We start from the raw sequence: 24,734 nt of genomic DNA, 5'->3' as shown, positions 1-24,734 counted from the left end.
GCCCTCAGGCGGCGCCCGCCGGCTCCGCGCGTGACGGCAAACCCATGCCCGTGGGCAGCCCCTCGCGCAGTGCCTCGATAAAGCGGCGCAGCTTGGCCGGGTAAAAATTCGAATAGGGATAGATCAGGTAGACCGGCAGCGGCGCGGCGCACCACTGCGGCGCCAGGTGCAGCAAGCGGCCTTCCGCCACGTCCTCGGCCACCAGCCAGGTCGAGGAAATGCTCGCGCCCAGGCCCAGCAGCGTGGCATTGCGCAGCGCGAACAGGCTGTCAGTGCCCAGGCGCGGCTGTATCGCGAAGCGGAACTCCTCGCTGTCGCGGCCGGCATGGCGGCGGGTCAGCGCCACCTCGTTGCGGTAAAAAGTCTGCAGCGCCAGCCAGGGCAGGGCCTGCAGTTCGGCCGGCTGCAGCGGTGGCGGCCGGCCCTGCAGCAGCGAAGGCGCGGCCACCACGATGCGCCGGACTTCGGCGATCTTCACGGCCACCAGCGAGGGGTCTTCCACCGCGCCCACGTGCACCGCGCAATCGATGCCCTGGGCGATGAAGTCCGGCGTGCCGTCGTGCAGCAGCCATTCCACCGTGACCCGTTCGTGGCGCCGCAAATAATCGACCAGCGGCCCCACCAGCCGCTGCTGGCCCAGTGCATGCGGCACCACCACGCGCAGCGTGCCCTCCGGCACTTCCTGCGTGCCGCGCAGGTCGGCCTCGAAAGCGTCCCAGTTGCCCAGCAATTCCTTGGCGCGGGTAAAACAGCGCTCGCCATCCTCGGTCAGCTTCATCGCGTGGGTGGAGCGCTGCAGCAGCTTCAGGCCCAGCGAGCGCTCCAGTGCCTGCAGGCGCCGGCTCACCGTGGGCTGCGTGGCGTTCATCTGCGCGGCGGCGGCCGACAGGCTGCCCGCCTCCACGATGCGCACAAAGGTCTGCATCAGTTCAATCCGGTCCGGCGCGGTTTTCATAGGGTGTCCGTTCTCTATCTTTGCATACGTATTGCGTATGACCATTGTGCCCAATAGCCGCCTTCACAGCGTAAAACCGGGCCCGCATACTCGCGTCCTGCCTTAAATCGGGATTTTCGACATGACCACCACCATCAATACGCATGACCAAGCCACTCCTGGCCTGCCGTTCTCGCTGATCCTCCTGCTCGCCACCGGTGCCGGCCTGGGCGCGGCTTCGCTCTATTACAGCCAGCCCATGCTGGCCCTGCTGGTCGCCGAATTCAAGGCCACGCCCGCGGCCATCGGCCTGGTGCCCACGCTGACCACACTCGGCTACGCGCTGGGCATAGGCCTGCTCGCGCCGCTGGGCGACCGTTATGACCGGCGCCGCATCATCSTGGGCAARGCCGCCGCGCTGGTGCTGGCCTTGCTGTTAGCCGCCTGCGCGCCTTCGCTGGCGGTGCTCGCGCTGGCCAGCCTCGCCATCGGTTTGGCGGCTACGCTGGCGCAGGACATCGTGCCGGCGGCCGCCACGCTCGCGCCCGAAGCGCAGCGCGGCAAGACCGTGGGCACCGTGATGACCGGCCTGTTGCTAGGCATATTGCTCTCGCGCGTGGTGGCCGGCGTCGTGGCCGAGCAGTTCGGCTGGCGCAGCATGTTCGTGGCGGCCGCCCTCGGCATCGCGCTGCTGGGCGCGGCCATGTGGCGGCTGCTGCCGCGCTTTGTGCCGACCACGCAGCTGCCCTACCTGGCGCTGCTGGGTTCGCTCGCCACGCTGTGGAAGCGCCACCCCGCGCTGCGCCGCGCAGCCATCGCCCAGGGGCTGGTCAGCATAGGCTTCAGCGCCTTCTGGTCCACGCTGGCCATCATGCTGCACGCCGCGCCCTTCAACCTGGGTAGCGGCGCGGCCGGCGCCTTCGGCCTGGCGGGCGCCGCCGGTGCATTGGCCGCGCCGCTGGCCGGCCGGCTCGCCGACCGCAAGGGCCCGGAAGTCGTCACGCGCCTGGGCGCCGCGCTGGTGGCCGCTGCTTTTATCGCCATGGCTTTAGGCCCAGACCAGCTGTGGCTGATCGCGCTGGGCGCGGTGGTCTTCGACCTGGGTGCGCAGGCTACGCTCATTGCGCACCAGACCCTCATCTACGGCATAGAGCCCGCCGCGCGCAGCCGCCTCAATGCGGTGCTCTTCATCGGCATGTTCAGCGGCATGGCGAGCGGCGCCTGGCTCGGCAGCGTGGTGCTGGCGCACGCGGGCTGGCAAGGCGTGTGTGTGATGGCCGCGGTGTCGGGTGCGGCCGCGTTGGTGGTGCGCATGTGGCCCGCGAAGAAGCTCGCGCCCTGCGCGGCCTGATGCGAATATTCCCGCGCTGATAAAAAAGGGCCTCTCGCGAGGCCCTTTTTTTATTTCTTATCCACGCAACGCGGCTCAGGCGGCCAGCGCTTCCTTAGGAAAGTCCGTCGACGCGGCCAGCGCCTTCCAGTCCTTCAGTTCGGCCTCGACAAACGCATGTTTGTCCGCAATCGTCTGCAGCGTGTCGGTGCCCAAGGGCAGGCGCAGCGGCGGCGTGGCGGAGTCCACCAGCGCCAGCATGGCCTGCGCCAGCCGTAGCGGGTCGCCGGCCTGCTTGTGGTTGATCTGCGTGGCGGCCACACGCACCCGGCCGGCGCTCGCGGCATAGTCGTCCAGGATGCGCGGCGACACGGCCAGCGAGTTGCCGTCCAGGAAGTCGGTGCGGAAGTAGCCCGGCTCCACCACCGTCACGTGGATGCCCAGCGGCGCGAGTTCGCCGTGCAGCGCTTCGCTCAGGCCTTCCACCGCAAACTTGGTCGAGCAGTACACGCCAAAGCCCGCACCGGACTGGTAGCCGCCCAGTGAGGAGATGTTGATGACGTGGCCGCTGCGGCGCTCGCGCATGGACGGCAGCACGGCGCGCGTGACGTTGAGCAGGCCGAACACATTGGTTTCATAAAGGCGCCGCACTTCGTCGGCCGTGGCTTCTTCGACCGCACCCAGCAAGCCATAGCCCGCGTTGTTGACCAGCACGTCGATGCGGCCGAAGCGCGCCAGCGCGGCTTGTACGGCAGCGGCCGCCTGCGCCTCGTCCGTCACGTCCAGCGGCAATGCCAGCAGCGCATCGCCCGCGGGGAATCCTTTCTGCACCGAAGCCGCGTCGCGCGAGGTAGCCACCACCGCCTCGCCGCGGGCCAGGGCCGCTTCAGCGATTCGCGCGCCTATGCCGCGCGCCGCACCGGTGATCATCCAGACACGTTTGAAATCCGTCTTTGCATTCATGGCCAGGTCCTTCAAAAAAAGTTGTTGAGGAGGGCAATGTAGGATTTCCATTAGGTGTTGAATAGCCGGGAGTCGCTGGGTTCATAATCAATCAAATCGTGATAATCATCACCCAGCCCCCGGGAGAATCGCCATGGCCTTGAATGAATTGCGCGCCATTGCCACCTTCGTCAAGGCGGCCGAACTCGGCAGCCTGCGCCAGGCCGCCGCGGCGCAGGCCATCACGCCGCAGGCTGCCAGCCAGGCGCTGGTGCAGCTGGAGCGGCACCTGGGCGTGCGCCTGTTCCACCGCACCACGCGCAGCCTGAGCCTGACGGAAGAGGGCGAGCAGTTCCTGCAGGCCGCGCAGCCCGGGCTCTCCACGCTGCAGCGCGCGCTGCACGGCGCGCGCCGCGGCCGCGAAGAGATCGCCGGGCCGCTGCGCATCGTCGCGCCGCGCTCCATCATGCTCGAGGTGCTGTGGCCGGTGCTTGAAGAGTATTGCCGCCGCTACCCACAGGTCGAACCCGACATCCAGATGGACGACCGCATCGGCAACTGGGTCGAAGACCGTGTCGACGTCGGCTTTCGCGCCGGCTCGCCGCCCGGAGGCGGCATCATCTCGCGGCGCATCCTGCCGCTGCAGCTCATCGTCTGCGCCGCGCCGGCCTACATCACGCAGCACGGTGCGCCGGCCACGATAGACGAGCTGGCGCACCACCGCTGCACCGGTTTTCACAACACGGGTAGCGGCAAAACCATGCCCTGGGAATTCAAGGTCGGCGAAGAAGTCGTGGGCCGCGTGATCGCGCCATCCTTCCTGGCCAACGACGTGGACCTCGAAGCCCGCGCCGTCGTCGCCGGCCAGGCCATAGGCCAGCTGATAGGCGTGACCGCCGCGCCGCTGGTGCGCGCCGGTCGGCTGGTGCCGCTGCTCACGCAACACGTCACCGACCACCTGGGCCTGCACGTCTATTACGGAAGCCGCAGCGCGCAACCGGCGCGGGCGCGCGCCTTCATCGACCTCGCGGTCGAGCGGCTGGTGGGCAACACGCAGTTTTTCCTGGAGCCGCACGAACTGGCGCCGCCCAAAACCGGCCGGCGCCGCAAGCAGCCCTGAGCTGCAAGCTCAGCACATCAGGACTTGGCGGAAGCGGTGGAGGCCGCCAGTGACCTGGCCATCTCCAGGTGCTGCTCCACCGTCGGCAGCATCTTGCCGGCAAGCGCCTTGAGGTCGCTGTCTTTGCCGTCCTTCTGCATCTTCTGCAACAGCTTCACGGTGCTTTCATGGTCGCCCACGCCGGCGCGCTTGGCGTATTCCTTGTCGAACAGGGTGCCCGACAGTGCTTTCAGCGCGGTGGCCTTGGTCTTGGCCATGGCGCCGGCGCCGTCCGGCAAGGTGACGTTCTTGGCGGTGGCCAAGGCCTGCACCTCGCCCAGCGCCTTGGTGTGATCGTCCACCATCTGCTGCGCGAATTTTTTCACCTCGGCACTCTGCGATTTTTCCAGCGCCATCTTGCCGGCGTCGACCTCGGCCATATTGCCCTGTGCCAGGTCCTGCAGCATCTTGCGGTCGCTGCGGTCCAGTTTGGAATCGTCTGCGGTATTGCTGGTGGCGGGTGCAGCGGGTGCGGTGCTGCTTTGCGCCCAGACAGTGGGCGCGACGGACAGCGCCAGCGCCGCCAGTACGGCAAGCGCCAGGCCGTAGGTGCGAAGTGAAGGTGTGGGTTTCATGGGCATGGAAAGCTCCTGGAAGAGTGGGTGAAATGCAGCGCCCGCGCATCACGCGCGAAAGCGCTGCCGACCTCCCAAGATCGCCTCTGCCGCCCGTGCGCGGCGCCGGGCATTTCCGGCGCTGCATGTAGGAATGCACCGCATGCCCGGTGCGAGATGGCCCGCCCGCGTTCCTACAGCCACGTCAGCCGCAGGCTGACGCACCAGGCGGCGCGCACGCGCTAGATTGGCTGTCTGCCGCTGCGCTTTTTTTGAATGCTGTGTGGGATACCACGGCTGAGCGCGCCGGCCCAAGAACAACAATGCCTTCTTCCAACATAGATCCCCTCCGTCGCCGCACGCCCTGGGTCACGGGCCTTGTGCTGCTGGTGCTCGGCGTGCCCTTGCTGCTGGCCGGCTCCTGGCTGGGCGTGCTGGGCGGCACCTGGTATTACCTGCTGGCAGGCCTGGGCTTTGTGCTCACGGGCGTGCTGCTGATGCGCCGCAGCCCGGCCGCGCTCTGGGTGTTTGCCGTGCTGATTGGCGGCACGCTGGCCTGGGCGATCTGGGAGACCGGGCTGGACTGGTGGCCGCTGGCCGCGCGCGGCGGCGTGGTGTTTGTCATCGGGCTGTTCCTGGCGGCGCCCTGGATCGCCCGCACCTGGCCCATCGGCGAGGCCGGCCATGAAGGCCTGACGGGCGCGCGCGGCGGCCGCTGGGCCTTGGGCGCGGTGCTGGGCGCGTTTCTCGTCGCGGCGGTCGTCACCTGGTTTCACGACGACAACCGCCTGGTGGGCATGCTGCCGCTGCCGCCCATGGGCGCCGCCGCCTCGTCGCCGCCCGCCGACGCTGTGCCGGCGGAGGACTGGCACGCCTACGGCCGCACCGGCCACGGCCAGCGCTATTCGCCCCTTGCGCAGATCACGCCCGACAACGTCAAGCAGCTCGAGATCGCCTGGYAGTACCGCACCGGCGATATGCGCGGCCGCCCCGGCGACCCTGAAGAAACCACCTTCGAGGTGACGCCGCTCAAGGTCGGCAACCGGCTGTTCTTCTGCACGCCGCACCAGTCGGTGATCGCGCTCGACGCCACCACCGGCGCCGAGATCTGGCGCTTCAACCCCGAGATCCAGAACAAGCTCGCGCTGCAGCACCTGACCTGCCGCGGCCTCTCCTACCAGCCGCCGCCCGCCGCACCTGTTCCGGCAACTCCGGCCGCCGGCGGCGGATGCGCGGCCAAACTCTTCATGCCCACGGCCGACGGGCGCGTCATCGCGCTGAGCCCCGACAGCGGCAAGCCCTGCACGGCCTTCGGCGGCGGCAAGGGCGAGATCGACCTCTGGGCCGGCATGCCCAACCTCAAGCCCGGCGCCTACTATTCGACCTCGCCCGTGGTGGTGAGCTCGCGCCTCCTCATCGTCGGCGGCACCGTGCTCGACAACGTCTCCACCAAGGAGCAGTCCGGCGTCATCCGCGCCTTCGACATCAACACCGGCGCGCTGGTATGGGCCTGGGATTCAGGCCGGCCCGACAACAGCGCGCCGCTCGCGCCCGGCCAGACCTATACCGCCAACTCGCCCAACAGCTGGTCCATCTCCAGCGTCGACGAAGCGCTGGGCATGGTCTACGTGCCCCTGGGCAACCAGCCACCCGACCAGTGGGGCGGCCAGCGCAGCCCCGCGGTCGAAACCTATTCGTCCTCGGTCGTCGCGCTGGACCTCGCCACCGGCAAGGTGCGCTGGAACTTCCAGACCGTGCACCACGACCTCTGGGACTACGACGTGCCGGCCCAGCCCAGCCTGCTGGACCTCAACATCAACGGCAACCGCGTACCCGCCCTCGTGCAGCCGACCAAGCAGGGCGAGATCTTTGTGCTGGACCGCCGCACCGGCACGCCGCTGCTGCCCGTCAGCGAAGTCCCCGCGCCGCAGGGCGCCGCGCAGGGCGACCGCAGCGCGCCCACGCAGCCAAAATCGGCGCTGTCTTTCAACCCGCCGCCGCTGACCGGCCGCGACATGTGGGGCGCGACGATGTTCGACCAGCTCTATTGCCGCATCGCCTTTCACCGCCTGCGCTACGAGGGCCGCTTCACGCCGCCCTCCACACAGGGCACGCTGGTCTACCCCGGCAACTTCGGCGTCTTCAATTGGGGCGGCGTGGCCGTCGACCCGGTGCGGCAGATGGCCTTCACCACGCCGACCTACCTGGCCTTCGTCTCGCAGCTGGTACCTCGGACCGACGACACGGCACTGATGGTGCAGGGCAAGCAACGGCCCGAAGGCAGCCTGCCCTCGCTCAATGAAAATTTCGGCGCGCCTTTTGCCGTCAAGCTCAGCGCTTTTTTGTCGCCGCTGGGCATCCCCTGCCAGGCGCCACCCTGGGGTTATGTCGCCGGCGCCGACCTCACCACCGGCAGCATCGCCTGGCAGCACAAGAACGGCACGGTGCGCGACCTCACGCCCCTGCAACTGCCCTTCCGCATGGGCGTGCCCAGCCTGGGCGGCCCGCTCGCCACGGCCGGCGGCGTCGCCTTCCTCTCCGGCACGGTAGACAACTACCTGCGCGCCTACGACGTCAACAACGGCGACGAACTCTGGGCCTCGCGCCTGCCCGCCGGCGGCCAGGCCACGCCCATGAGCTACACCGGCGCCGACGGCCGGCAGTACGTGCTGGTGGTCGCAGGCGGACACGGTTCGCTGGGGACGCGCGCGGGCGACTACGTGCGGGCCTACGCGCTACCGCGCTAGTTGAACCGTTCTTATCCGGCCCGGCTCATTGTGTCGGCGACCCAATCCACGAACACGCGCACACGTGGTGAGAGCTGGCGGTGGTGCGGGTACAGCACAGACACCGGCATGGGCTCCGGCCGGAATTGCGCCAGCACTTCCACCAGCGTGCCCGCTTCGAGTTGCGCGGCCAGGTGGTAGCGCGGCACCTGGATAAAACCCAGGTGCGCGGCGCAGCAGGCCTTGTAGGCGTCGGCGTCCGTCACCGCGACCGAGCCCTTGAGCTGCACCTGGCGCGGCGCGCCGTCCACGATGAAGTCAAAAGGCAAGGCCTTGCCTGTGCGGCTGGATAAAAAATTCACCGCGCGGTGGCCGCGCAGCGCCTCCAGCGTGTCGGGCCTGCCGTGTTGGTCCAGGTACTCGCGGCTTGCGCAGGTCACCTGTTCGAGCAAGGCCACGCGCCGCCCCACCATGCTGGACTCGGCCAGCTCACCCACACGCAGCACGCAGTCCACGCCCTCGCGCACCAGGTCCACCAGCCGGTCGCCCATGCCGATTTCCAGTTCGATGTCCGGGTAGCGCTCAAAGAATTGCCCGATCACCGGCAGCAAAAAATGCTTGGCCAGCGTGCCGTGCAAGTCCACGCGCAGCTTGCCGCGCGGCTTGCTGCCCGTGTTGACAAAGGCCGACTCGGCCTCTTCAAGGTCCGTCAGCAGGCGCAGGCAGCGCTCGTAATACGCCGCGCCGTCCTGCGTGGGGCTGACGTGCCGTGTCGTGCGCTGCAACAGCCGCACGCCCAGGCGTTTTTCAAGCTGCTGCACGGCGTGCGTCACGGTGGCGCGCGGCAGGCCCAGGTCGTCGGCCGCCTTCGTGAAACTGCCCAGTTCCACGATCCGCGTGAACAACTGCATCGAACTAAAACGGTCCATGGATCACGACTTGATTGTTGGCATTGGTTGAATAGTCATGGCAAGTTTACGGTATTTATCGCATATGGATTGAATAGAACAATACCTTCACTGGCTCACCAAAAGCGCAAAACCAAGCAGGCGCCGCGGGCAGTCAGAGCCACCCACTTTTAACCATCAGGAGTTTCAAATGACCGCTTCAAGCAACAACACCACCCAGGTTGCCATCGTCACCGGCGCCTCGCGCGGCATAGGTGCCGCCGTGGCCCAGCGCCTGGCCAAAGAGGGCTATGCCGTCGTCGTCAACTACGCCGGCCAGGCTGAAGAAGCCCAGGCCGTGGTGCAGTCCATCACCGCAGCTGGCGGCAAGGCTGTCGCCGTGCAGGCCGACGTGGCCAATTCCGCCGCCGTCAAAACCCTGTTCGACGACAGCATCCAGGCCTTCGGCCGCGTCGACTTGCTCATCAACAACGCCGGCATCATGCCGCCCAGCCTGCCCGCGCTGGCCGACACCGACGACGAGACCTTTGACCGCCTGTTCGCCGTCAACGTCAAGGGCACGTTCAACACCCTGCGCGAAGCCGCGGCGCGCCTGCAGCCCGGCGGCCGCATCGTCAACTTCTCGACCAGCGTGATCGGCCTGGCCCTGCCCGGCTATGCGGTCTACGGCGCGACCAAGAGCGCGGTCGAAACCTTCACGAACATCATGGCCAAGGAGTTGCGCGGCAAAAACATCCGCGTCAACGCCATCGCCCCCGGCCCCACGGCCACCGCGCTCTTCCTCAACGGCAAGACGCCCGAGACGGTGGAGCGCATGTCCAGGATGGCACCGCTGGAACGCCTGGGCACGCCAGAGGACATCGCGAGCGCGGTCGCCTTCCTCGTCAGCGACGACTCCGGATGGGTCAACGGCCAAACCCTTCGCGCGAATGGTGGTGTGGTCTAAGCACGCACTCATTGGCGCATCAACAACTTTTCAACCCTCTTCAGAAAGACACACACCATGAAATCCATCATCCTCGTCACCGGCGCCTCCACCGGCATAGGCCAGCTCAGCGCCCGCTCCCTCGCCCAGGCCGGCCACACCGTGTATGCCAGCATGCGCGACACCGAAGGCCGCAACGCGCCCAAGGTGCGTGAACTGCGCGACTGGAGTTTCGCCAAGGGCCTTGATTTGCGCGCCGTCGAACTCGACGTGCTGTCGCAGCCCTCGGCCGATGCCGCCGTGGCCCGCATCCTGGCCGAGCAGGGCCGGCTCGACGTGGTCGTGCACAACGCCGGCCACCTGGTGGTCGGCCCCAGCGAGGCCTACACGCCCGAAGAGATCATCAAGGTGCTCGACACCAACTTCCTGGGCACCCAGCGCGTGAACCGCGCCGCGCTGCCGGCCATGCGCCAGGCCGAAGCCGGCCTGCTGCTGTGGGTCAGCAGCAGCACGGTGCGCGGCGGCTTCCCGCCTTTCCTCGGCCCTTACGCCGCGGCAAAGGCCGCCATGGATTCGATGGCCGTCAGCATGTCCTATGAGCTCGCACGCTTCGGCATCGAAACCTCCATCGTCGTGCCCGGCGCCTTCACCAAAGGCACGGCCCACTTCCCCAGCGCCGGCAAGCCGGCCGACGCGGCCCTCGCCGCCGCCTATGCGCGCTACGACGGCGTGATGGACAAGGTCGGCGAACGCCTCTCGGCCCTGAGCCCGGCCGACGCCGACCCGCAGGCCGTGGCCGACGACATCACCCGCATCGTCGGCCTGCCCGCCGGCACACGGCCCTTCCGCTCGGTGACCGATTTCATCGACGACGGCGCCRCTGAAGTCACCGTGGTGGCCGAACGCGTGCGCGAAGAGTTCGCCCAGCGCATAGGCATCGCCGACATGCTCAAGCCCGTGGTGCGCCGCGCGGCCTGAGCTTGACTTCGAACCGGATGGCGGCGCAGGCCGCCATCCGCTTTCTACCTGCTTCTATATAGAGAGGACCCTCACCATGAACCCCACCCTCGTCCTGGCCCTGGGCCGCACGCTGATGGCCCTGGCCTTCATAGGCCCCGGCGCTTCGCATTTCCTTGATTCAGCCAAACAGCGCAACTACACGGCCGCCGCTGTGGGCGCCGTCGAAGTCGCCGCCGGCCTGGCACTCGCCTTCGGCTGGCAGGTGCGCTGGCTGGCTCTCGCCGCCGCGGCCTTCCTGCTGGTCGACGCCGTCCTCGCCCACAACTTCTGGGCGGCCACACCGCAGGAGCTGCGCAACCAAGTGCTGCATTTCTTCAAGAACCTTGCGCTGGCCGGTGGGTTTGTGCTGCTGGCTTCAGCGGCAACCGCCAGATAAGCGGGTTCGGGCCGAAAGGGGCGCTCGCTGGTCATTACTGGCTTGTATGTATCCAAGAAAAGTATGAAAATACAGATAAATTCTCCAAAAAAGTCTGTAATTTAATATAGTATCGATCCGGTGGCCCGCAAAAACCCTCTCTCCGAACCCCTGGAAGTCACACAATTTGTGACTGAAGTGGGACAGCGCATCCGCCTGATGCGGCGCGCCCGGCGCCTGACCCAGGCAGACCTTGCCATGCGGGCGGACGTGAGCCGCCTCACGGTGATCGCTGTGGAGGCCGGGGCCCTGTCCACACGTTTTTCGGACGTCGCGCGCCTGCTCTGGGCGCTGGATGACCAAAGCCTGCAAGCCGCGTTGGCCGACGCCGCGCAAGACGCCGCATACCAGGAGGCCGCGCGTGACCAGGTGCTGGGCGGCAAGGCACGCCGCGGGGAAAGCGCATGACGCGCAGGGCGCCGGTTTTTCGCTGGGGAAGCGATGCCGCCGGGCAGCGGGTACCGGTGCGGGTAGGTGAACTCACGCAGGAAACCGGCCGCTGGGAGTTTGTGTTTGACACCACCTATCTTGACCAGGGGAAAGCTGCGTTCGAACTGGACCCGGCCTATATCAGGGTCAAGCAGCGTTCGCCTTTCAGCCGCCTGGGCGTTGCACCGCCGCCCGTGTTCTGTGACGTGGCCCTGTCCGGCTGGTCGCTGGACGTGTTGCAAAGGCAGAGGCGCGCGTTGACGGGCAGCGATGAAGCCTGGGGCTGGTGGGAGCGGCTTCTGTATGCGCCGGCCGACGGCTTTGGCGCTTTGTTTGTCGGTCACCTCGCCGACAAACCCCCGTCGGAACAACTGCTTTTTCAGGCGCTGGGCAAGGTCTCGGCCGAAGCCTTGCAACGGGCACAACTGGACAGTTCATCGGGCGCCATGGGCGGCGAGCGGCCCAAAATTGCCGCTCTCTTTTATGACAAAGCCGTGGACAGGCAAGTCCCGGTCATCCTGAAGTTCTCACTGCCAGGCGAGCGCCCCGACACGGTGGTGGCCGAAGCCACTGCGCTCACGTTAGCGCGGGAGTTGGGGCTGAACGTGCCGTCGCATGCCGTGGTGCCGACCAACGATATCCCGGCTCTGCGGATCGCGAGGTTTGACAGAGATCCGGAAGCGATTGACCCGGTGCTGCATTGCGTCAGCGCCGCCACTGCCTTGGGGCTGACGCCGCCGGGCGACCGCGACGACGCCCGCAGAAGCTATCCGCAATTGCGCTCAAAGCTGCGGCAACCCGGCGATGCGTTTGAGCTGTTCCGTCGCATTGTGCTGAATGCAGCCGTCGGCAACAGCGACGACCATCCCTGGAACACCAGCTTGCGCCAGACAGGCCTGGGCGACTGGCAGCTTTCACCTCTGTACGACGTGTTGCCCCACTTTCACCGCCAGGGAACACCGGTTTTCAGCATGGCCATCCGGCGCAGCGGTACGCGCGTGGGCAGCATGGAAAACCTGGTGGGCGCCGGGCTTGAGCTGGCCGGACTTCAAGCCGACGAAGCGCGCGCGGTGATCGAGTCGATCGGCCAACTCGTTCGCACACGCTGGCGCGATGTGTTCGAGCAGCACGCCGGTGGTTTGCCGCAAGCCAGTTCGCAAGACTGGCAGCATGTGTTCGAGCCGCCGCAGGGCGCGTAGGGCCTTGCGCTAGGCTGCCCCTTCGCCCATTCCCGAGGCGAAACGCCCGTCTTCTGCACAAAAAGCCGCGACAGCGCCGATGCGCTGGCATAACCGAGCTGCGCGGCAATCGCTTTGAGGGACTGGCCGCCGCGCAGTTCGGCCTGTGCGATCGCCAGCCGCCAGCAGGCCAGGTAGTCCGCCGGCGTTTGCCCGACCTTCTGCCTGAACAGCAGCGCGAAGGCGCTGCGTGACATGCCGGCCGATTGCGCCAGGCGTTCCAGGCTCCAGGCCTCGCCGGGGTTTTCATGCACGGCGGACAACGCGCGCGCCAGGCGCGGCTCGGCCAGGCCGGCCAGCAGGCCTTCGGGCAGGCCGCCTTCTTGCGGGTTGTCGAGCAGCCAGCGCAGCAACTGCAGCAGCAAGACCTCAAACAGCCGGTCCGCCAGCAGGCGCCGGCCGCAGCGCACCTGCTCCGTCTCGGCAAACAGCAGGGCCAGCGTGTGCTCCAGCCCCTGCACGCGCGCGAGCGGCAGCACCACCAGCGCCGGCAGCGCACGCGCCAGCGGGTGGCTGGCACCGCCGTCAAAGGCCAGCGTCGCGCAGGTGAAGTCGGCGCCTTCCACCGGCGCATTGTGGAAGTCGTGCGCCAGCGGCCGCGGGTAAAACACCAGGCTGGGCTCGCTGACCTCCACCCGCTGCGGCGCGCCGCTTCCGGCGCGGTGCGTCACCACCATGGTCCCGCGGCGCATCACATGCAAAAACCCCAGCCCGGCCTCGGGCGTGAAATGCGTGACGCCGCACAGCGGCCCGTTGTGAAACATATGGGCGCGCACGCGAAAGCGGTCCATCAGGGCGGAAAGCCGGTCTAGTCCTTCGGTCATGGGGTCTGCTTTGCGGGAGTGGATGGCGGGCGAGGGGGGGGTTGTACGATAAGGATGATTTCATGGACGAATTCATCCAAAACGTCCTGATTGTCACGGGAAACTGCTCCCTGTGCAGCGACAGGCCTTTGGGCCGGCGCCGCGCGAGATGTTTCCCTTCAACCCCGACTTTTCAAGGACTCCACCATGTCACGCATCCCATTGATTGACCGCAACGCCACCTCCGCCGACCGCAAGGCCCTGCTCGACCAGGTGAACCAGGCCTTTGGCGCCACGCCCAATATGTTCAAGGCCGTCGCCAATTCACCGGCCGCGCTCCAGAGCATGTGGGGCTCGTTTGGCGCGCTGGGCGGCGGCGTCATCGACGCCAAGCTCGGCGAGCAGATCGCCGTCGCCGTCGCCGACCGCAATGCCTGCGAATACTGCCTGGCCGCCCACACCGCGCTGGGCCGCAAGGCCGGCGTCAGCGCCGAAGGCATGGCCGCCGCGCAGCGCGGCGAGTCCGCCGACCCGGCCACGGCGGCGGCGCTCGCGTTTGCGCTCAAGCTGGTGAACGAACGCGGCAATATCTCCGAGGCCGACGTGCACGCGGTGCGCCAGGCGGGCTTCAGCGACGAACAGGTCGTGGAGATCCTCGCGCACGTGGCGCTCAACCTCTTCACCAACTACGTCAACGTGGCGTTTGCCGTGCCTGTCGATTTCGCGCCCGTCAAGCTGAGCCGCGCCGCGGCCTGACAGCGTTCACGGGTAGAGTCCGGCGCCGGCCGCGAACTCCGCCTTGAACACCTCGGCCACCCAGTCGGCGAAGGCGCGCACCTTGGCCGTCAGGTGGCGGTTGCGCGGGTAGAGCACCATCATGGGCAGGTCTTCAGGCTGCCAGTCGGGCAGCACGCGCACCAGGTCGCCGCTGGCCAGCAGCGCGCAGGTGCGGCGCGTGAGCGGCGGCTGCGACAGGCCCAGGCCGGCCAGCACAGCGCCCATGTGGCTGTCGGCATCGTTGCAGCTGACCCAATGCGGGCGGTGAATTTGCCGCGCATCGCCGCCTCTGGAAAATTCAAACGGAAACACCTTGCCGGTTTTCGCGGAATGGAAGTTCACGAAGCGGTGCTGTTCCAGGTCTTCCAGCGTTTGCGGCGTGCCGTACTTCGCGAGGTAAGAGGGCGCGGCGCAGGTCACCACGCGCAGCCGGCCCAGCGGCCGCGCCACCAGGGTCTCGTCGTGCACCAGGCCGCCGCGTATCACGCAGTCCACGCCCTCGGCCACCAGGTCCACCGGCCTGTCGGTGCTGCCCAGCTCCAGCACCATGTCCGGGTAGCGCCTGAAAAATTCCGGCAGCGCCGGTGAGATCACATGCCGGCCCACGGCGGCCGGCACGTCCACGCGCAAGCGCCCGGCCGGCGTGGCCACTGCGCGGCGCAGCGTGCCCTCGAGTTCGCCCATGTCCTGCAGCATGGCCAGCGCGCGCTGGTGGTAGAGCGCGCCGTCGTCCGTCAGGCTAAGCCGGCGCGTCGTGCGGTTCAGCAGGCGCACGCCCAGGTGGGCTTCCAGCTCCTGCACCGTGGTGGTCACACGCGCCTTGGGCATGTGCAGCGCCGTGGCCGCCGCGGTAAAGCTGCCCAGCTCCACCACGCGGTTAAACACTTCCATCGCTTTGTAGCGGTCAACGCTCATGGTCTGCTTTCTGGTCTTTTTGTTCTTGAATTGGGTAACAGTTATTTTGAATTGCGGCAGTTTATTCTTTTTATTGATGCCAATACAGTCCTTCTACCCGCTCACACAAACACTGACTCCGAATTCACCGAAAGGCTCCCCAATGACCCGCAACATCCTCTCCTCCACCCGCCTGGGCTTTAGCGGCCCGCAATCCGTCTCGGCCATCGGCCTGGGCGCCATGGGCATGTCCGGCATGTATGGCGCCAGCGACGAGGCGCAAAGCATCGCGACCATCCACGCCGCGCTCGATGCCGGCGTCAACCTGATCGACACCGGCGACTTCTACGGCATGGGCCACAACGAGATGCTGATAGGCCGCGCCCTCAAGGGCCGGCGCGGCGAAGCGCTGGTCTCCGTCAAGTTCGGCGCGCTGCGCGACCCGAGCGCCGGCTGGCTCGGCATGGATGGCCGGCCCGCCGCCGTCAAAAACTTTCTGGCCTACAGCCTGCAGCGCCTGGGCACCGACCACATCGACATTTACCGCATCGCGCGGCTGGACCCGAACGTGCCCATCGAAGACACCATAGGCGCCATCGCCGACATGGTCAAAGCCGGTTTTGTGCGCCACATCGGCCTCAGCGAAGTCGGCATCGAAACCATCCAGAAAGCCCATGCCGTGCACCCGATTACCGACCTGCAGATCGAATACTCGCTGCTCAGCCGCGGGCCCGAGGCCGAGATCTTTCCCGTGCTCAAGCGCCTGGGCATAGGCGTCACGGCCTACGGCGTGCTCTCGCGCGGCCTGCTGTCGGGCTCCAAACCCACGGGCCCCGGCGACTTCCGCGCCCACCTGCCGCGCTTCACCGGCGACAACGCCGTCAAGAACCTGCAACTTGTCGACGTGCTGCAGCAGCTCGCCGCCGGCCTGGGCGCCAGCGCCTCGCAGGTGGCGATCGCCTGGGTGCTCGCGCGCGGCAAGGCCCTGGGCCTGGACATGGTCGCGCTGGCCGGCTCGCGCACGCTGAAACAGCTTGATGAGTCACTGGGCGCGCTCAAGCTCACGCTCAGCGCTAAGGACCTCCAGCGCATTGAAGCCGCACTGCCTGTCGATGCCGTGGCCGGTACGCGGTATGGGGCCGAGCAGATGGCGCATCTGGACAGCGAGAAATAAGACCGGCTCTAGACACGGTCAGACCGGCGTGTTGCCCGTGCCATTCCAGCCTTCCACATTGACGGCGTAGCGCGTTGCCTTGCCAACGCCTATCACCGTGAGCAAGCCGTGTTGCTGCAATTCCGTGAGGTCGCGGGTTGCCGTTGCTTTGGAAGTGCCGGTAATCTTGCTGTATTTGTCGGCCGTCATCCCGCCCAGAAAACCGCCGTCGCCGGCCTCCAGCAGGCGAGCCAATACCTTGCTCTGCCGTTCATTCAGGGCAAAGCCGGAGGCACGCAGGCGGAACGCCGTCTTTTGCAGCGCCTGTGCCACCACGGCTTGCGACCTGAGGCAGCAGGCCGTGAAGGCGTGCACAAACCATTGAACCCAGGGCGTGGCGTCCAGGCCGCCCCGCTGTGCCTGGTTCAACGCGTCGTAGTAGGCCTCCCTTGACTCGAACATCTGCCGCGAGAGCCCGAACAGGCGCGCCGATGAACCTATGTCCTGGGCGAGCGCCATGTCGACGATTGCCCGGCCGACCCGGCCGTTGCCGTCTTCAAACGGGTGTATCGACTCGAACCACAGGTGCGCGATGGCGGCGCGTGCGATGCCATTGATGGAAGGGGCGGCCGGCTGGGCCGCCGTGCGCTGCGCGGGGCGCGTGTCTTCAAACCAGGCCAGGAACAGCTGCATCTGCGCCGCGACGTCGCCCGATGCCGGCGCGATGTAGTGCACCTTTTCCCGGCCCAGGGGGCCGCTGACGATTTGCATCTCGTCCGCATGGTCGCGGTAGCGCCCCACGGCGACCCTGCGCAGGCCCGATGTGCCGCCGGGGAACAGGGCCGACTGCCAGCGGCACAAGCGGTCTTCATCCAGCACGGCTTGATAGCCGTCCGTCGCGTCCTGCATCAGCTCGATCAGTCCTTCCACGTGGCGGTCCTGCGTGGGCAGGTCCGCCAGTCCCAGCCGGCGGCACACGGAAGACCGCACCGCGTCCAGGTTCAATTTTTCACCTTCAATGGCCGCCGTGGCCATGGCCTCCTGAACCCACAACTCGCCGGTGATCGCCTGCGCCTCCGCCAAGCCTATGGCCTGCATCTGCCCCAGCAGCCGGCCTTGTTCCAGGCGCGCCAGATTCAGCTCATGCTCAAGCGCGCCGGCGTCGAACACCAGCGCTGGCCAGCCCGGCTGTTGCCATATATAGGCGGCCTTGGGAAACGAGGTTTGGGAGGGCATGAGCCGTATTTTAGCAAATACGGCTCACTTTTTGAGCCGCATCTTGGAAAATGCGGCTCAAATCAGTCTTTGAGCCTCGATGGCGGCGGGCGGAGCACGGGTTATGAACTGGCCTTGCTCTCCCCCGAGTCCGCTCCCTCCCCCGCTGGGGGAGGGCTGGGGTGGGGGCCCGCCGGCCTTTATTAAATACATACAGCGAACCTCAAGCGCCGGCAGCCCCCATCCCTGCCTTCCCCCAGCGGGGGAAGGAGTAAGAAGTTCAAGCCACCCCCTGCCCCGCAAAGCGCCTGCGGTAATCCTTGGGGCTCACGCCCAGGCGCCGCGCGAAGGCGCGCCGGAAGCCGTCCACATTGGCATAGCCCAGCGAATCAGCGAGCTTTTTGACCGGGACTTCGGAAGCTTCCACCTGGCGCCGCGCCTCGTCGATGCGCGCCGCCTCCACAAAGGCCGCGGGTGTCACGCCGGTGGCCGCGCGGAACACGCGCGCGAAGTTGCGCTCGCTCATCGCGGCGCGTTCGCACAGGGCCGGCACCGAGAGGTCCGCGCCCAGATGCGCCAGCACATAGTCCTGGATCTCGCGCACCACCGACTTGTCCGCCGTCTGCGCCGCCAGGTGCGCGCTGAACTGTGACTGCCCGCCCGGCCGCTTCAGGAACATCACCATCTTGCGCGCCACCTTCAGCGCGATGTCGCGCCCATGGTCTTCCTCCACCAGGTGCAGCGCCAGGTCCATGCCCGCCGTCACGCCGGCCGAGGTGTAGGTGTTGCCGTCTCTCACGTAAATCGCATCGGCCTCCACCCGCAGCGCGGGAAAGCAGGCGGCCAGCCGCTCGGTCGAGTTCCAGTGCGTGGCCACGCGTTTGCCGTCCAGCAGGCCCGCTTCCGCCAGCAAAAAAGCGCCCGTGCAGACCGATCCCAGGCGCCGCACCGAGCGCGCCTGCCGCTGCAGCCAGGCGCTGGTCTCGGGCTTGCCCGCCAGTTCTTCGGGCAGCGGGCTGCCGGCCACCAGCAAGGTGTCTATGCGGCTGCGGTGGTCGTGGATGGTGCTGTCCACCACCATGCGCATGCCGTTGCTGCCCTTGAGTTCGCCGGCCTGCGTGCCGATCAGCTGCAGCCGGTAGGCGCGCGGATTGCCCAGCTGCTGCGCGGCCTCGGCAAAAACGTCGGCCGGCCCGATCACGTCCAGCAACTGGACACGCGGGACGGCGAGTATGCAAACCTGGCAGGTGGCGGACATGGGGGCCTCTTTGGCGGGATCGGCTGCTTTTGCGGCCTTGCAAAAAACCAGCATAGCCGAAAATAGCCTACACGACAAATCCAGCCAACCTTTTCAGACCCCCAGCAGACCCCAAGGCCTCGATGAACACGACCACCGCCTCCACCGCAAGCTCTCCGGCTTTCCCCGCGGGTGCCTATTCCATACGCCAGCTGCCCATCAACCTCTACGGCGCCGTCATGGGACTGGCCGGCATGGCGCTGGCCTGGCGGCTCGCTGTGCCGGCCTTCGGCGCGCCCGCCGCCGTCGGCGAAGCCATGGGCTTTTTCGCGCTGGCCGTCTTCGTTGCGCACTCGGCCGGCTACCTGGCCAAGCTCGCGCTGCATCCCGATGCCGTGCGCCGCGAATTCACCGACCCGGTCTCCGGCAACTTCTTCGGCCAGTTCGCGATTTCATTGCTGCTGCTGTCCTCGGTGCTCATGCCCTACGGCCAGGCTTTCGCGCAAGGTTTGTGGACGGCCGGCCTGGTGGTGACCTTTGCGCTGGGCCTGCTCACCGGCAGCCGCCTGCTGCAGGGCAGGCTGGCCGCCGCCCACATGCTGCCGGTGTGGATCATTCCCGGCGTCGGCGTGCTCGACATCGGCGTCACCGGCGGCCACATGCCCATGGCCTGGGCCGGCGAGATCAACCTGCTGGCTATGGCCGTCGGCGCCATGGTCGCGCTGGTGCTGTGGACGCTCATCATTCACCGCCTGGCCCACGGCGAGCCGCTGCCCCTGGGCATGCGGCCTTCGCTGATGATTTTGATGGCGCCCTTTGCCGTCGGCTTCCTGGCCTGGGTCAACGTCTTCGGCCAGGTCGACCGCTTCGCCGGTGCGCTGTTTTACTTCGCGCTGTTTGTCTTCGTGGTGGTCTCGCCCAAGGTGTTCCGGCGCGACGTGCCCTTCTCGCCCGGCTGGTGGGCCGTCAGCTTCCCCATGGCCGCGCTGGCCAGCGCCGCCATCGTCTATTCAGAGGCGCGCGGCGGTGTGGTGCTGCATGGGCTGGCCGGCCTGCTGCTGGCGATGTTGACGCTGGCGCTGGCCGTGCTCACGGTGCGCACCTTGCACTGGGTGTTCAGCGGCAAGCTGTTCGCCGCTTAAGCAGAGCCTAGATGACATTCTTCTCAACCAGAGTCTCGCCGCGCAGTAGCCGTTGCGCCGCCAACGGCGACAAATCCAGGCTGGTGTAGCGCCCGTCGCAAATCCACTCCGCGATACCGCGCCCCACGGCCGGCGATTGCTGCAGGCCGTGGCCGCTGAAGCCGTTGGCCAGCAGCAGATTCGGCAAGGCCGGGTGCGGGCCCAGCAGCGCGTTCTGGTCATGCGTGTTGTATTCGTAATAGCCGGCCCAGGCGCGCTGCAGGCGCAGCGCCTCAAAGCCCGGCACGCGGTGCGCGAGTGTCAGCCAGGCCTGGTCGAAGAGTTCATAGTCCACCTCGAGCGGCGCATCGTTGTCGTCTGTGCCTTCAGCGGGCGGCAGGCCGCAGATCCAGATGTCGCCTTCAGGCCGGAACCACAGGCCGCTGGTGTCTATCACCAGCGGGCAATCGGGCGTCTTCGCGGGGCTGGCAAACGCATACACGCAGCGCCTGCGCCCATACACCGGCAAGTCCAGTCCCGTGCCGGCCATCAGCGGCCGCGCCCAGGCGCCCGCCGCATTCACCGCCCAGTCGCAGGGCAGTTGCGCGCCGCCCTGCAAGCTCACCGCGTTCACGCGGCCCGCCTTGTGCGCAAAACCCGTGGCCTCGGCCTTCAGGTACTTCACACCGAGGCTGCGCGCTTTCTGCTTGAAGGCCATCAGCAGGCCGTAGCCGTCAAACCAGCCTTCACCGCTCAGGCCCAAAGAGCCCAGCGCGAGGTCGTCCACGTTCAGCCACGGAAAGCGTTGCCGCAATGCGTCGGGTTCGAGCAATGCCACCTCCACACCGAGCGCGCGCTGCGTCGCATGGTTCTCGCGCAAGGTGGCCGCGCCGGCCTCCGTCGCCAGGTACAAATAGCCGCGCTCCGCCAGCCCGATCTCGGGCACGTCGCCGTCCACGGCCAGGTGCTGTTTGATGTTGCGAAGGAATTCAATGCCGAACTGCGAGACCGCGATGTTCACCGGCTGCGAGAACTGCTGGCGAATCGAACTCGCCGACAGCGCCGACGAAGCCTGCGCGTAGGTCGGGTCGCGCTCCAGCACCGTGATCTCGCCGGCAAAACGCGGATGGCTCGCGAGGAAATACGCAATCGCGCTGCCCATCACGCCACCGCCTGCGATGACGATTTTTTGTGGAGGTGTGGTGTTGCCCATGTCGTTCAATCTTGTCCTGCGTTCCCGATGCGCCTCATCCTACATGCGGCGCAGCTAGCCCGCGCATTTGTCGCCGCACAGCGACAAAACATGTAAAGCGTGGGCCGCAAATGCAAGCTTGTGTGTGCCGGGTCAACAGCGCCGCGTGCAGGCCGTTGAACACGAGGCTACCGTGACAACAACGGTCCAAGCTTCAATCCATCCTGAAAGGACTTTCTCATGAACAAACTGCTCGCTACCCTGATCGCCACCCTGTTCGTCGGCGTTGCTTCCGCGCAAACCCCCGCTCCCGTTGCACCGGCTGCTCCGGCCGCCACGAAAGCTGAAGTCAAGGCAGAAGCCAAGGCCGACAAGGCCGTCGCCGGCGCCGTGAAGAGCGAAGCCAAGGTCGATGCCAAGGCCGACGCCAAGGTTGAAAAGGCCGAAGCCAAAGCCGCTGAGAAAAGCAGCAAGGCCGATGCCAAGGCCGCCAAGGTGAAAGCCAAGGCTGAAGCCAAAGCCGCCAAGGCAGACCCCGAAGACAAAACCAAGGCCGAAGCCAAAGCTGAAAAGACCGGCGTCAAGGCCGACACCAAGGCCGCTTCCACCAAGGTTGACGCCAACGCCAAGGTCGACTCCCTGAAGGTCAAGACCGACGCCGACAAGGCCAACGCCAAGCTCGACACCAGCGCCGCCAAGGGCGAAGCCAAGGCTGACGTGAAAGCCGCCGCCAGCAAGTAATGGCGCAACATGGGCCGCTGGTCATTGATCGGCGAGCCCAACAAAAAAAGGGGGCAGGTTTATCACCTGCCCCCTTTACTTTTTGCGCTTCGAATCCTGCGCCGGTTCGCGTTCCTCAGCCCTTCTCCAGCTGCTGCTTCGCATGGCCCGCGCCCGGCCCCGTCGGCGCCAGTTCCAGGTAAGCGCTGAAAGCCTTCTTCGCCTTCTCGCCGTCGCCGGCCTTCGCATGGGCATCGCCCAGGTTCAGGTAGGCGACCGCGCGCGAAGGGTCCATCTTCACGGTGTTCTCGAACCAGCGCGCCGCTTCCTTGAACTTGTCCTGTTTGAAGTAGACAAAGCCCAGGTTGTTCGCGGCCAGCGCGAAGTCGGGGCGCAGCTTCAGCGCCTCGGTGAACTGCGCTTCGGCTTCGGCATAGCGTTTTTCCTTGTAGAGCTGCAGGCCGCGGTCGTTGGCGCGCTGCGCCAGCTGGCGCGCCGAACTCGGCACGGCCAGCGGCGTGACGATCTTCTGCTCGCCGCCCTGCAAGTCCTTCACCACCACCGTGGCCGATGCCGGCAAGGTAGCGGGGCTGTCGCCCGAGGTGCTGGGCGCGGCGGCAACCGCCGGCGGGCGTGTCGCGTCCAGCTTGCTGTTCAGCGCGATGGCGTCCAGCGGCAGCTGGCTGGTCTGCGCGCTCAGGAACTCGGCCTCCGCCGGCAGCGCGAACACAAAGTCGCCGCCCTCCGAACCCGGGAGGCTGCCGAAGGCCGGCGTCTGCCGCGACACCGCGGCCACCGCCGGCGCCACATAGGCGGCCAGCTCCGTCGCGGTGATCAGGCCGTCGCCGTTGAGGTCGGCCTTGCCCGTCAACGCCTGCAGCAGCGTCCAGGTGAACACCGAATGCCCGTTGGGCCCGCCGTCGGCCACCAGCTGGTCGGCGCCGCCCGCCGTCAGCATCTGCCGGCCCAGGCGTTTGGCGTTGTCGCGCAGGAAGTTGCCCGAGCCCGCGCCGCGCGTCAGCCCCAGGCCGCTGTAGCAGGCGTCCATCACAAACAGCACGTGCTTGGCCGTCAGGCTCTCGGCGATGTTCTGCAGCTCCGTCATCGGCACCGCATCGGTTGCGAGCTTGTTCGGATCCGAATCGGCCGGGATGATGTAGCCCAGGTCGCGGCCCGAACTGAGCTGGCGCGTCGCGCCATGGCCCGCGAAGAACACAAACAGCCGGTCGTTCTTTTTCATGCCGCTGCGCGCCAGCTTGTCATGAAACGCGCCCAGGATGCCGGCGCGCGTCGCCTCGCGGTTCTCCAGCGACAGCACGTGGTCCGCGCTGAAGCCAAAGCGCTGCACCAGCGCCTCGCGGATCGCCCGCGCGTCGCGCACCGCATACTGCAGCTTGGGCCAGTTTGCATAGTCGTCGATGCCGATCACGATGGCCCATGAATCGCTGTAGCCCGGGTTGGCCGCCACCGGCGCGGGCGTGGCCGTGTTGTTGTTGCCGCCCTTGGCCACGCTGAAGCCATTGCCGTCCCAGCCCGCGAACTGGTAGCCCTCGGCCGACAACCGGTCCAGAATCGCCGGCAGCGCTTTCACCGTGCGCTCGTGGATGTCGTGGAACAGGATGATGCCGCGGCCCTCCTTGTCCACCGTGCGCAGCACGCGCTCCACGATGGAGCTCGGCACCGGGTCGGCCCAGTCCAGCGAATCGATGTTCCACATCACCGACCGCAGCTGCGCGCCCGACAGCAGGTCCAGGCCCTCGTCATTGCGCGCGCCGTAGGGAAATCGGAACAGCGGCGAACGCCGCGCGTCCACCGCTTTCAGCAGCTCGTCGGTGCCCATCACCTCCGACTTCAGGCCCTCACCCTTGAGTTTGGACAGCTGCGCATGCGTCATGCTGTGGTTGGCCAGCGTGTGGCCAGCCTCCAGCAGCTTGCGGCTCACGTCGGCGCGCGGGCCCAGCTTGGTCTTGCCGTCCGCCGCCACCGTGCCCAGGTTGCTGCCCACCTGGAAGAAGATGCCCGGTGCGCCGTATTGCTTGAGGATGGCCGCAATCTCCGCCGTGTACACGCCGTGCGGGCCGTCGTCAAAGGTCAACACGATGGTCTTGGGCGGCAGGCTGTAGCCGAACACCTCGCCCTCTTCCTCACCCTTGGCCTTGCGTGTGGGCGCCTTGGGCGCCGGGTAAGGCATCACCACGCCGAAGTCCTTCAAAATCTGCGCGCGTGTGTACAGCTTCTTGAGGCTGGCCACATAGTCTTCCCAGCGCTCGCGCTTGAGTTCAATCGCGCGCGGCTCAAAGCGGCCGAACACCAGGCGGATTTCCTTCTCGTAGTTGCGCTCGATTTCCTGCAGCGCGTCCAGGTCCTCGCCGATGCGCTTGTGCAGCTTGATGGCCGGCAGCGAAGAGTCCGCCGCCACCGCGGCCTGCAGGCTGCGCAGCAGTTCGCGAAACGCCAGGCGGTCCGCGTCGAACAGGCTCTTGTCGCTCTCGATGTAGTCCAGCAGGCCGGCCACCGCGTCAAAACGCTGCGCGTTGCCCGAGGCCGCCAACGCCGCCATCTGCGCCTCCAGCGCGGCCACGCGCTCGCGGTTCTCRTGGAACAGGCCCTGGCCCACCTGGTTGGCCATGGCGCGCTCGTTCACGCCCAGGGCTTTTTCGTCGGCGAACAGCACGATGATCTTGCGGTAGCCGGCCAGCAGCTCCTGCATGCCCGCCAGCAGTTTGCGGGTGTCCAGCGGCTCGGCGGTCGCCACCGCCACCGCGGCAACCGCCACCTTGTCCTGCTTGCCGCGCCAGGCCCGGCTGTCCAGGCCGATCACGACGGCCGTGCCCACGGCCAGCAGCAGTACGGTTCCCGTGGCCGCCAGGGCCAGTTTTGTTTTTGGTGTCATGGTGTTGTAGTTATGGCAAGCCCGGCCGCGCCGGGTGTTGGTTCAATCGCCCTCCGGCGCGCTCCCTGTGCGGTGGATCATAGCTTTGCGCCGTGGGTGGGCGCTTTGATTCAACTCCCTCCCCCGCTGGGGGAGGGCAGGGGTGGGGG

General features: G+C 67.0%; 21 protein-coding genes and 1 pseudogene. 12 read left to right on the top strand and 10 right to left on the bottom strand.

Annotated features, from left to right (window positions below; translation table 11 throughout):
* Positions 1-4: 4 nt before the first annotated feature.
* Entirely contained in the window at positions 5-955 is a 951-nt protein-coding gene (locus AC1D1Y_RS19935; protein WP_477683864.1) for a LysR family transcriptional regulator, read from the bottom strand.
* A gap of 121 nt (positions 956-1,076) precedes the next feature.
* Here AC1D1Y_RS19935 and AC1D1Y_RS19930 point away from each other — a divergent pair, with 121 nt between their 5' ends.
* Positions 1,077-2,285, top strand: coding sequence for an MFS transporter (locus AC1D1Y_RS19930; RefSeq protein WP_477683863.1), 1,209 nt, complete (start codon positions 1,077-1,079; stop codon positions 2,283-2,285).
* 75 nt (positions 2,286-2,360) lie between these two features.
* Here the strand turns inward: AC1D1Y_RS19930 and AC1D1Y_RS19925 are convergent, their stop codons facing one another.
* Positions 2,361-3,227, bottom strand: coding sequence for an oxidoreductase (locus AC1D1Y_RS19925; protein WP_477683862.1), 867 nt, complete (start codon positions 3,225-3,227; stop codon positions 2,361-2,363).
* Positions 3,228-3,360: 133 nt separating this feature from the next.
* Here AC1D1Y_RS19925 and AC1D1Y_RS19920 point away from each other — a divergent pair, with 133 nt between their 5' ends.
* The gene (locus AC1D1Y_RS19920) at positions 3,361-4,326 is read left to right on the top strand and encodes a LysR family transcriptional regulator (protein WP_477683861.1); all 966 of its coding nucleotides are present in this window, start codon (positions 3,361-3,363) and stop codon (positions 4,324-4,326) included.
* Between the two features lie 17 nt (positions 4,327-4,343).
* Here AC1D1Y_RS19920 and AC1D1Y_RS19915 read toward each other — a convergent pair whose 3' ends face one another.
* Entirely contained in the window at positions 4,344-4,946 is a 603-nt protein-coding gene (locus tag AC1D1Y_RS19915) for a DUF4142 domain-containing protein (protein ID WP_477683860.1), read from the bottom strand.
* Between the two features lie 296 nt (positions 4,947-5,242).
* Between AC1D1Y_RS19915 and AC1D1Y_RS19910 the strand changes: the two genes are divergently transcribed.
* The gene (locus AC1D1Y_RS19910; RefSeq protein ID WP_477683859.1) at positions 5,243-7,666 is read left to right on the top strand and encodes a glucose/quinate/shikimate family membrane-bound PQQ-dependent dehydrogenase; all 2,424 of its coding nucleotides are present in this window, start codon (positions 5,243-5,245) and stop codon (positions 7,664-7,666) included.
* Positions 7,667-7,677: 11 nt separating this feature from the next.
* Here AC1D1Y_RS19910 and AC1D1Y_RS19905 read toward each other — a convergent pair whose 3' ends face one another.
* Positions 7,678-8,574 carry a LysR family transcriptional regulator gene (locus AC1D1Y_RS19905; RefSeq protein WP_477683858.1) on the bottom strand — a complete coding sequence of 299 codons (897 nt, stop codon included), beginning with the start codon at positions 8,572-8,574 and terminating at the stop codon, positions 7,678-7,680.
* 169 nt (positions 8,575-8,743) lie between these two features.
* Between AC1D1Y_RS19905 and AC1D1Y_RS19900 the strand changes: the two genes are divergently transcribed.
* The 5 genes and pseudogenes from AC1D1Y_RS19900 to AC1D1Y_RS19880 form a co-directional block, all read left to right on the top strand.
* Positions 8,744-9,499 (top strand): glucose 1-dehydrogenase, encoded by a 756-nt coding sequence (locus AC1D1Y_RS19900; RefSeq protein ID WP_477683857.1) that lies wholly within the window; start codon positions 8,744-8,746, stop codon positions 9,497-9,499.
* A gap of 57 nt (positions 9,500-9,556) precedes the next feature.
* Positions 9,557-10,456, top strand: coding sequence for an SDR family oxidoreductase (locus AC1D1Y_RS19895; RefSeq protein WP_477683856.1), 900 nt, complete (start codon positions 9,557-9,559; stop codon positions 10,454-10,456).
* 76 nt (positions 10,457-10,532) lie between these two features.
* Positions 10,533-10,874 carry a hypothetical protein gene (locus AC1D1Y_RS19890; RefSeq protein ID WP_477683855.1) on the top strand — a complete coding sequence of 114 codons (342 nt, stop codon included), beginning with the start codon at positions 10,533-10,535 and terminating at the stop codon, positions 10,872-10,874.
* Between the two features lie 168 nt (positions 10,875-11,042).
* The gene (locus AC1D1Y_RS19885; RefSeq protein WP_477683854.1) at positions 11,043-11,321 is read left to right on the top strand and encodes a helix-turn-helix domain-containing protein; all 279 of its coding nucleotides are present in this window, start codon (positions 11,043-11,045) and stop codon (positions 11,319-11,321) included.
* Positions 11,318-12,391, top strand: a pseudogene (locus tag AC1D1Y_RS19880) (type II toxin-antitoxin system HipA family toxin); the annotation flags it as partial. The gene AC1D1Y_RS19885 and the pseudogene AC1D1Y_RS19880, both read left to right, overlap by 4 nt.
* Here the strand turns inward: AC1D1Y_RS19880 and AC1D1Y_RS19875 are convergent.
* Positions 12,391-13,404: an AraC family transcriptional regulator gene (locus tag AC1D1Y_RS19875; protein WP_477683853.1), complete on the bottom strand. Its 1,014-nt coding sequence runs from the start codon at positions 13,402-13,404 to the stop codon at positions 12,391-12,393. The pseudogene AC1D1Y_RS19880 and the gene AC1D1Y_RS19875 sit on opposite strands and share 1 nt — an antisense overlap.
* A 186-nt stretch (positions 13,405-13,590) precedes the next feature.
* Between AC1D1Y_RS19875 and AC1D1Y_RS19870 the strand changes: the two genes are divergently transcribed.
* Positions 13,591-14,139, top strand: a complete 549-nt coding sequence (locus AC1D1Y_RS19870; RefSeq protein ID WP_477683852.1) for a carboxymuconolactone decarboxylase family protein — start codon at positions 13,591-13,593, stop codon at positions 14,137-14,139.
* A gap of 6 nt (positions 14,140-14,145) precedes the next feature.
* Here the strand turns inward: AC1D1Y_RS19870 and AC1D1Y_RS19865 are convergent, their stop codons facing one another.
* Positions 14,146-15,075: a LysR family transcriptional regulator gene (locus AC1D1Y_RS19865; RefSeq protein WP_477683851.1), complete on the bottom strand. Its 930-nt coding sequence runs from the start codon at positions 15,073-15,075 to the stop codon at positions 14,146-14,148.
* Positions 15,076-15,217: 142 nt separating this feature from the next.
* Between AC1D1Y_RS19865 and AC1D1Y_RS19860 the strand changes: the two genes are divergently transcribed.
* Positions 15,218-16,228 (top strand): aldo/keto reductase, encoded by a 1,011-nt coding sequence (locus AC1D1Y_RS19860; protein WP_477683850.1) that lies wholly within the window; start codon positions 15,218-15,220, stop codon positions 16,226-16,228.
* Between the two features lie 18 nt (positions 16,229-16,246).
* Here the strand turns inward: AC1D1Y_RS19860 and AC1D1Y_RS19855 are convergent, their stop codons facing one another.
* Entirely contained in the window at positions 16,247-17,443 is a 1,197-nt protein-coding gene (locus AC1D1Y_RS19855; protein ID WP_477683849.1) for a Fic family protein, read from the bottom strand.
* 259 nt (positions 17,444-17,702) lie between these two features.
* The gene (locus AC1D1Y_RS19850; RefSeq protein WP_477683848.1) at positions 17,703-18,680 is read right to left on the bottom strand and encodes a GlxA family transcriptional regulator; all 978 of its coding nucleotides are present in this window, start codon (positions 18,678-18,680) and stop codon (positions 17,703-17,705) included.
* A gap of 122 nt (positions 18,681-18,802) precedes the next feature.
* Between AC1D1Y_RS19850 and AC1D1Y_RS19845 the strand changes: the two genes are divergently transcribed.
* Positions 18,803-19,801 carry an SLAC1 anion channel family protein gene (locus tag AC1D1Y_RS19845; protein WP_477683847.1) on the top strand — a complete coding sequence of 333 codons (999 nt, stop codon included), beginning with the start codon at positions 18,803-18,805 and terminating at the stop codon, positions 19,799-19,801.
* A 7-nt stretch (positions 19,802-19,808) separates the two neighbouring features.
* Here AC1D1Y_RS19845 and AC1D1Y_RS19840 read toward each other — a convergent pair whose 3' ends face one another.
* Positions 19,809-20,993: an NAD(P)/FAD-dependent oxidoreductase gene (locus AC1D1Y_RS19840; protein WP_477683846.1), complete on the bottom strand. Its 1,185-nt coding sequence runs from the start codon at positions 20,991-20,993 to the stop codon at positions 19,809-19,811.
* Positions 20,994-21,212: 219 nt separating this feature from the next.
* Here AC1D1Y_RS19840 and AC1D1Y_RS19835 point away from each other — a divergent pair, with 219 nt between their 5' ends.
* Positions 21,213-21,713 carry a hypothetical protein gene (locus AC1D1Y_RS19835; protein WP_477683845.1) on the top strand — a complete coding sequence of 167 codons (501 nt, stop codon included), beginning with the start codon at positions 21,213-21,215 and terminating at the stop codon, positions 21,711-21,713.
* A gap of 115 nt (positions 21,714-21,828) precedes the next feature.
* Here AC1D1Y_RS19835 and AC1D1Y_RS19830 read toward each other — a convergent pair whose 3' ends face one another.
* Positions 21,829-24,585 (bottom strand): polysaccharide deacetylase family protein, encoded by a 2,757-nt coding sequence (locus tag AC1D1Y_RS19830; RefSeq protein ID WP_477683844.1) that lies wholly within the window; start codon positions 24,583-24,585, stop codon positions 21,829-21,831.
* Positions 24,586-24,734: the final 149 nt, after the last annotated feature.

The sequence above is a fragment of the Polaromonas sp. P1_G1 genome (assembly GCF_056405595.1).
Note: the sequence above shows the minus strand (reverse complement) of the source record. Positions and strands in the feature narration are given on the sequence as shown.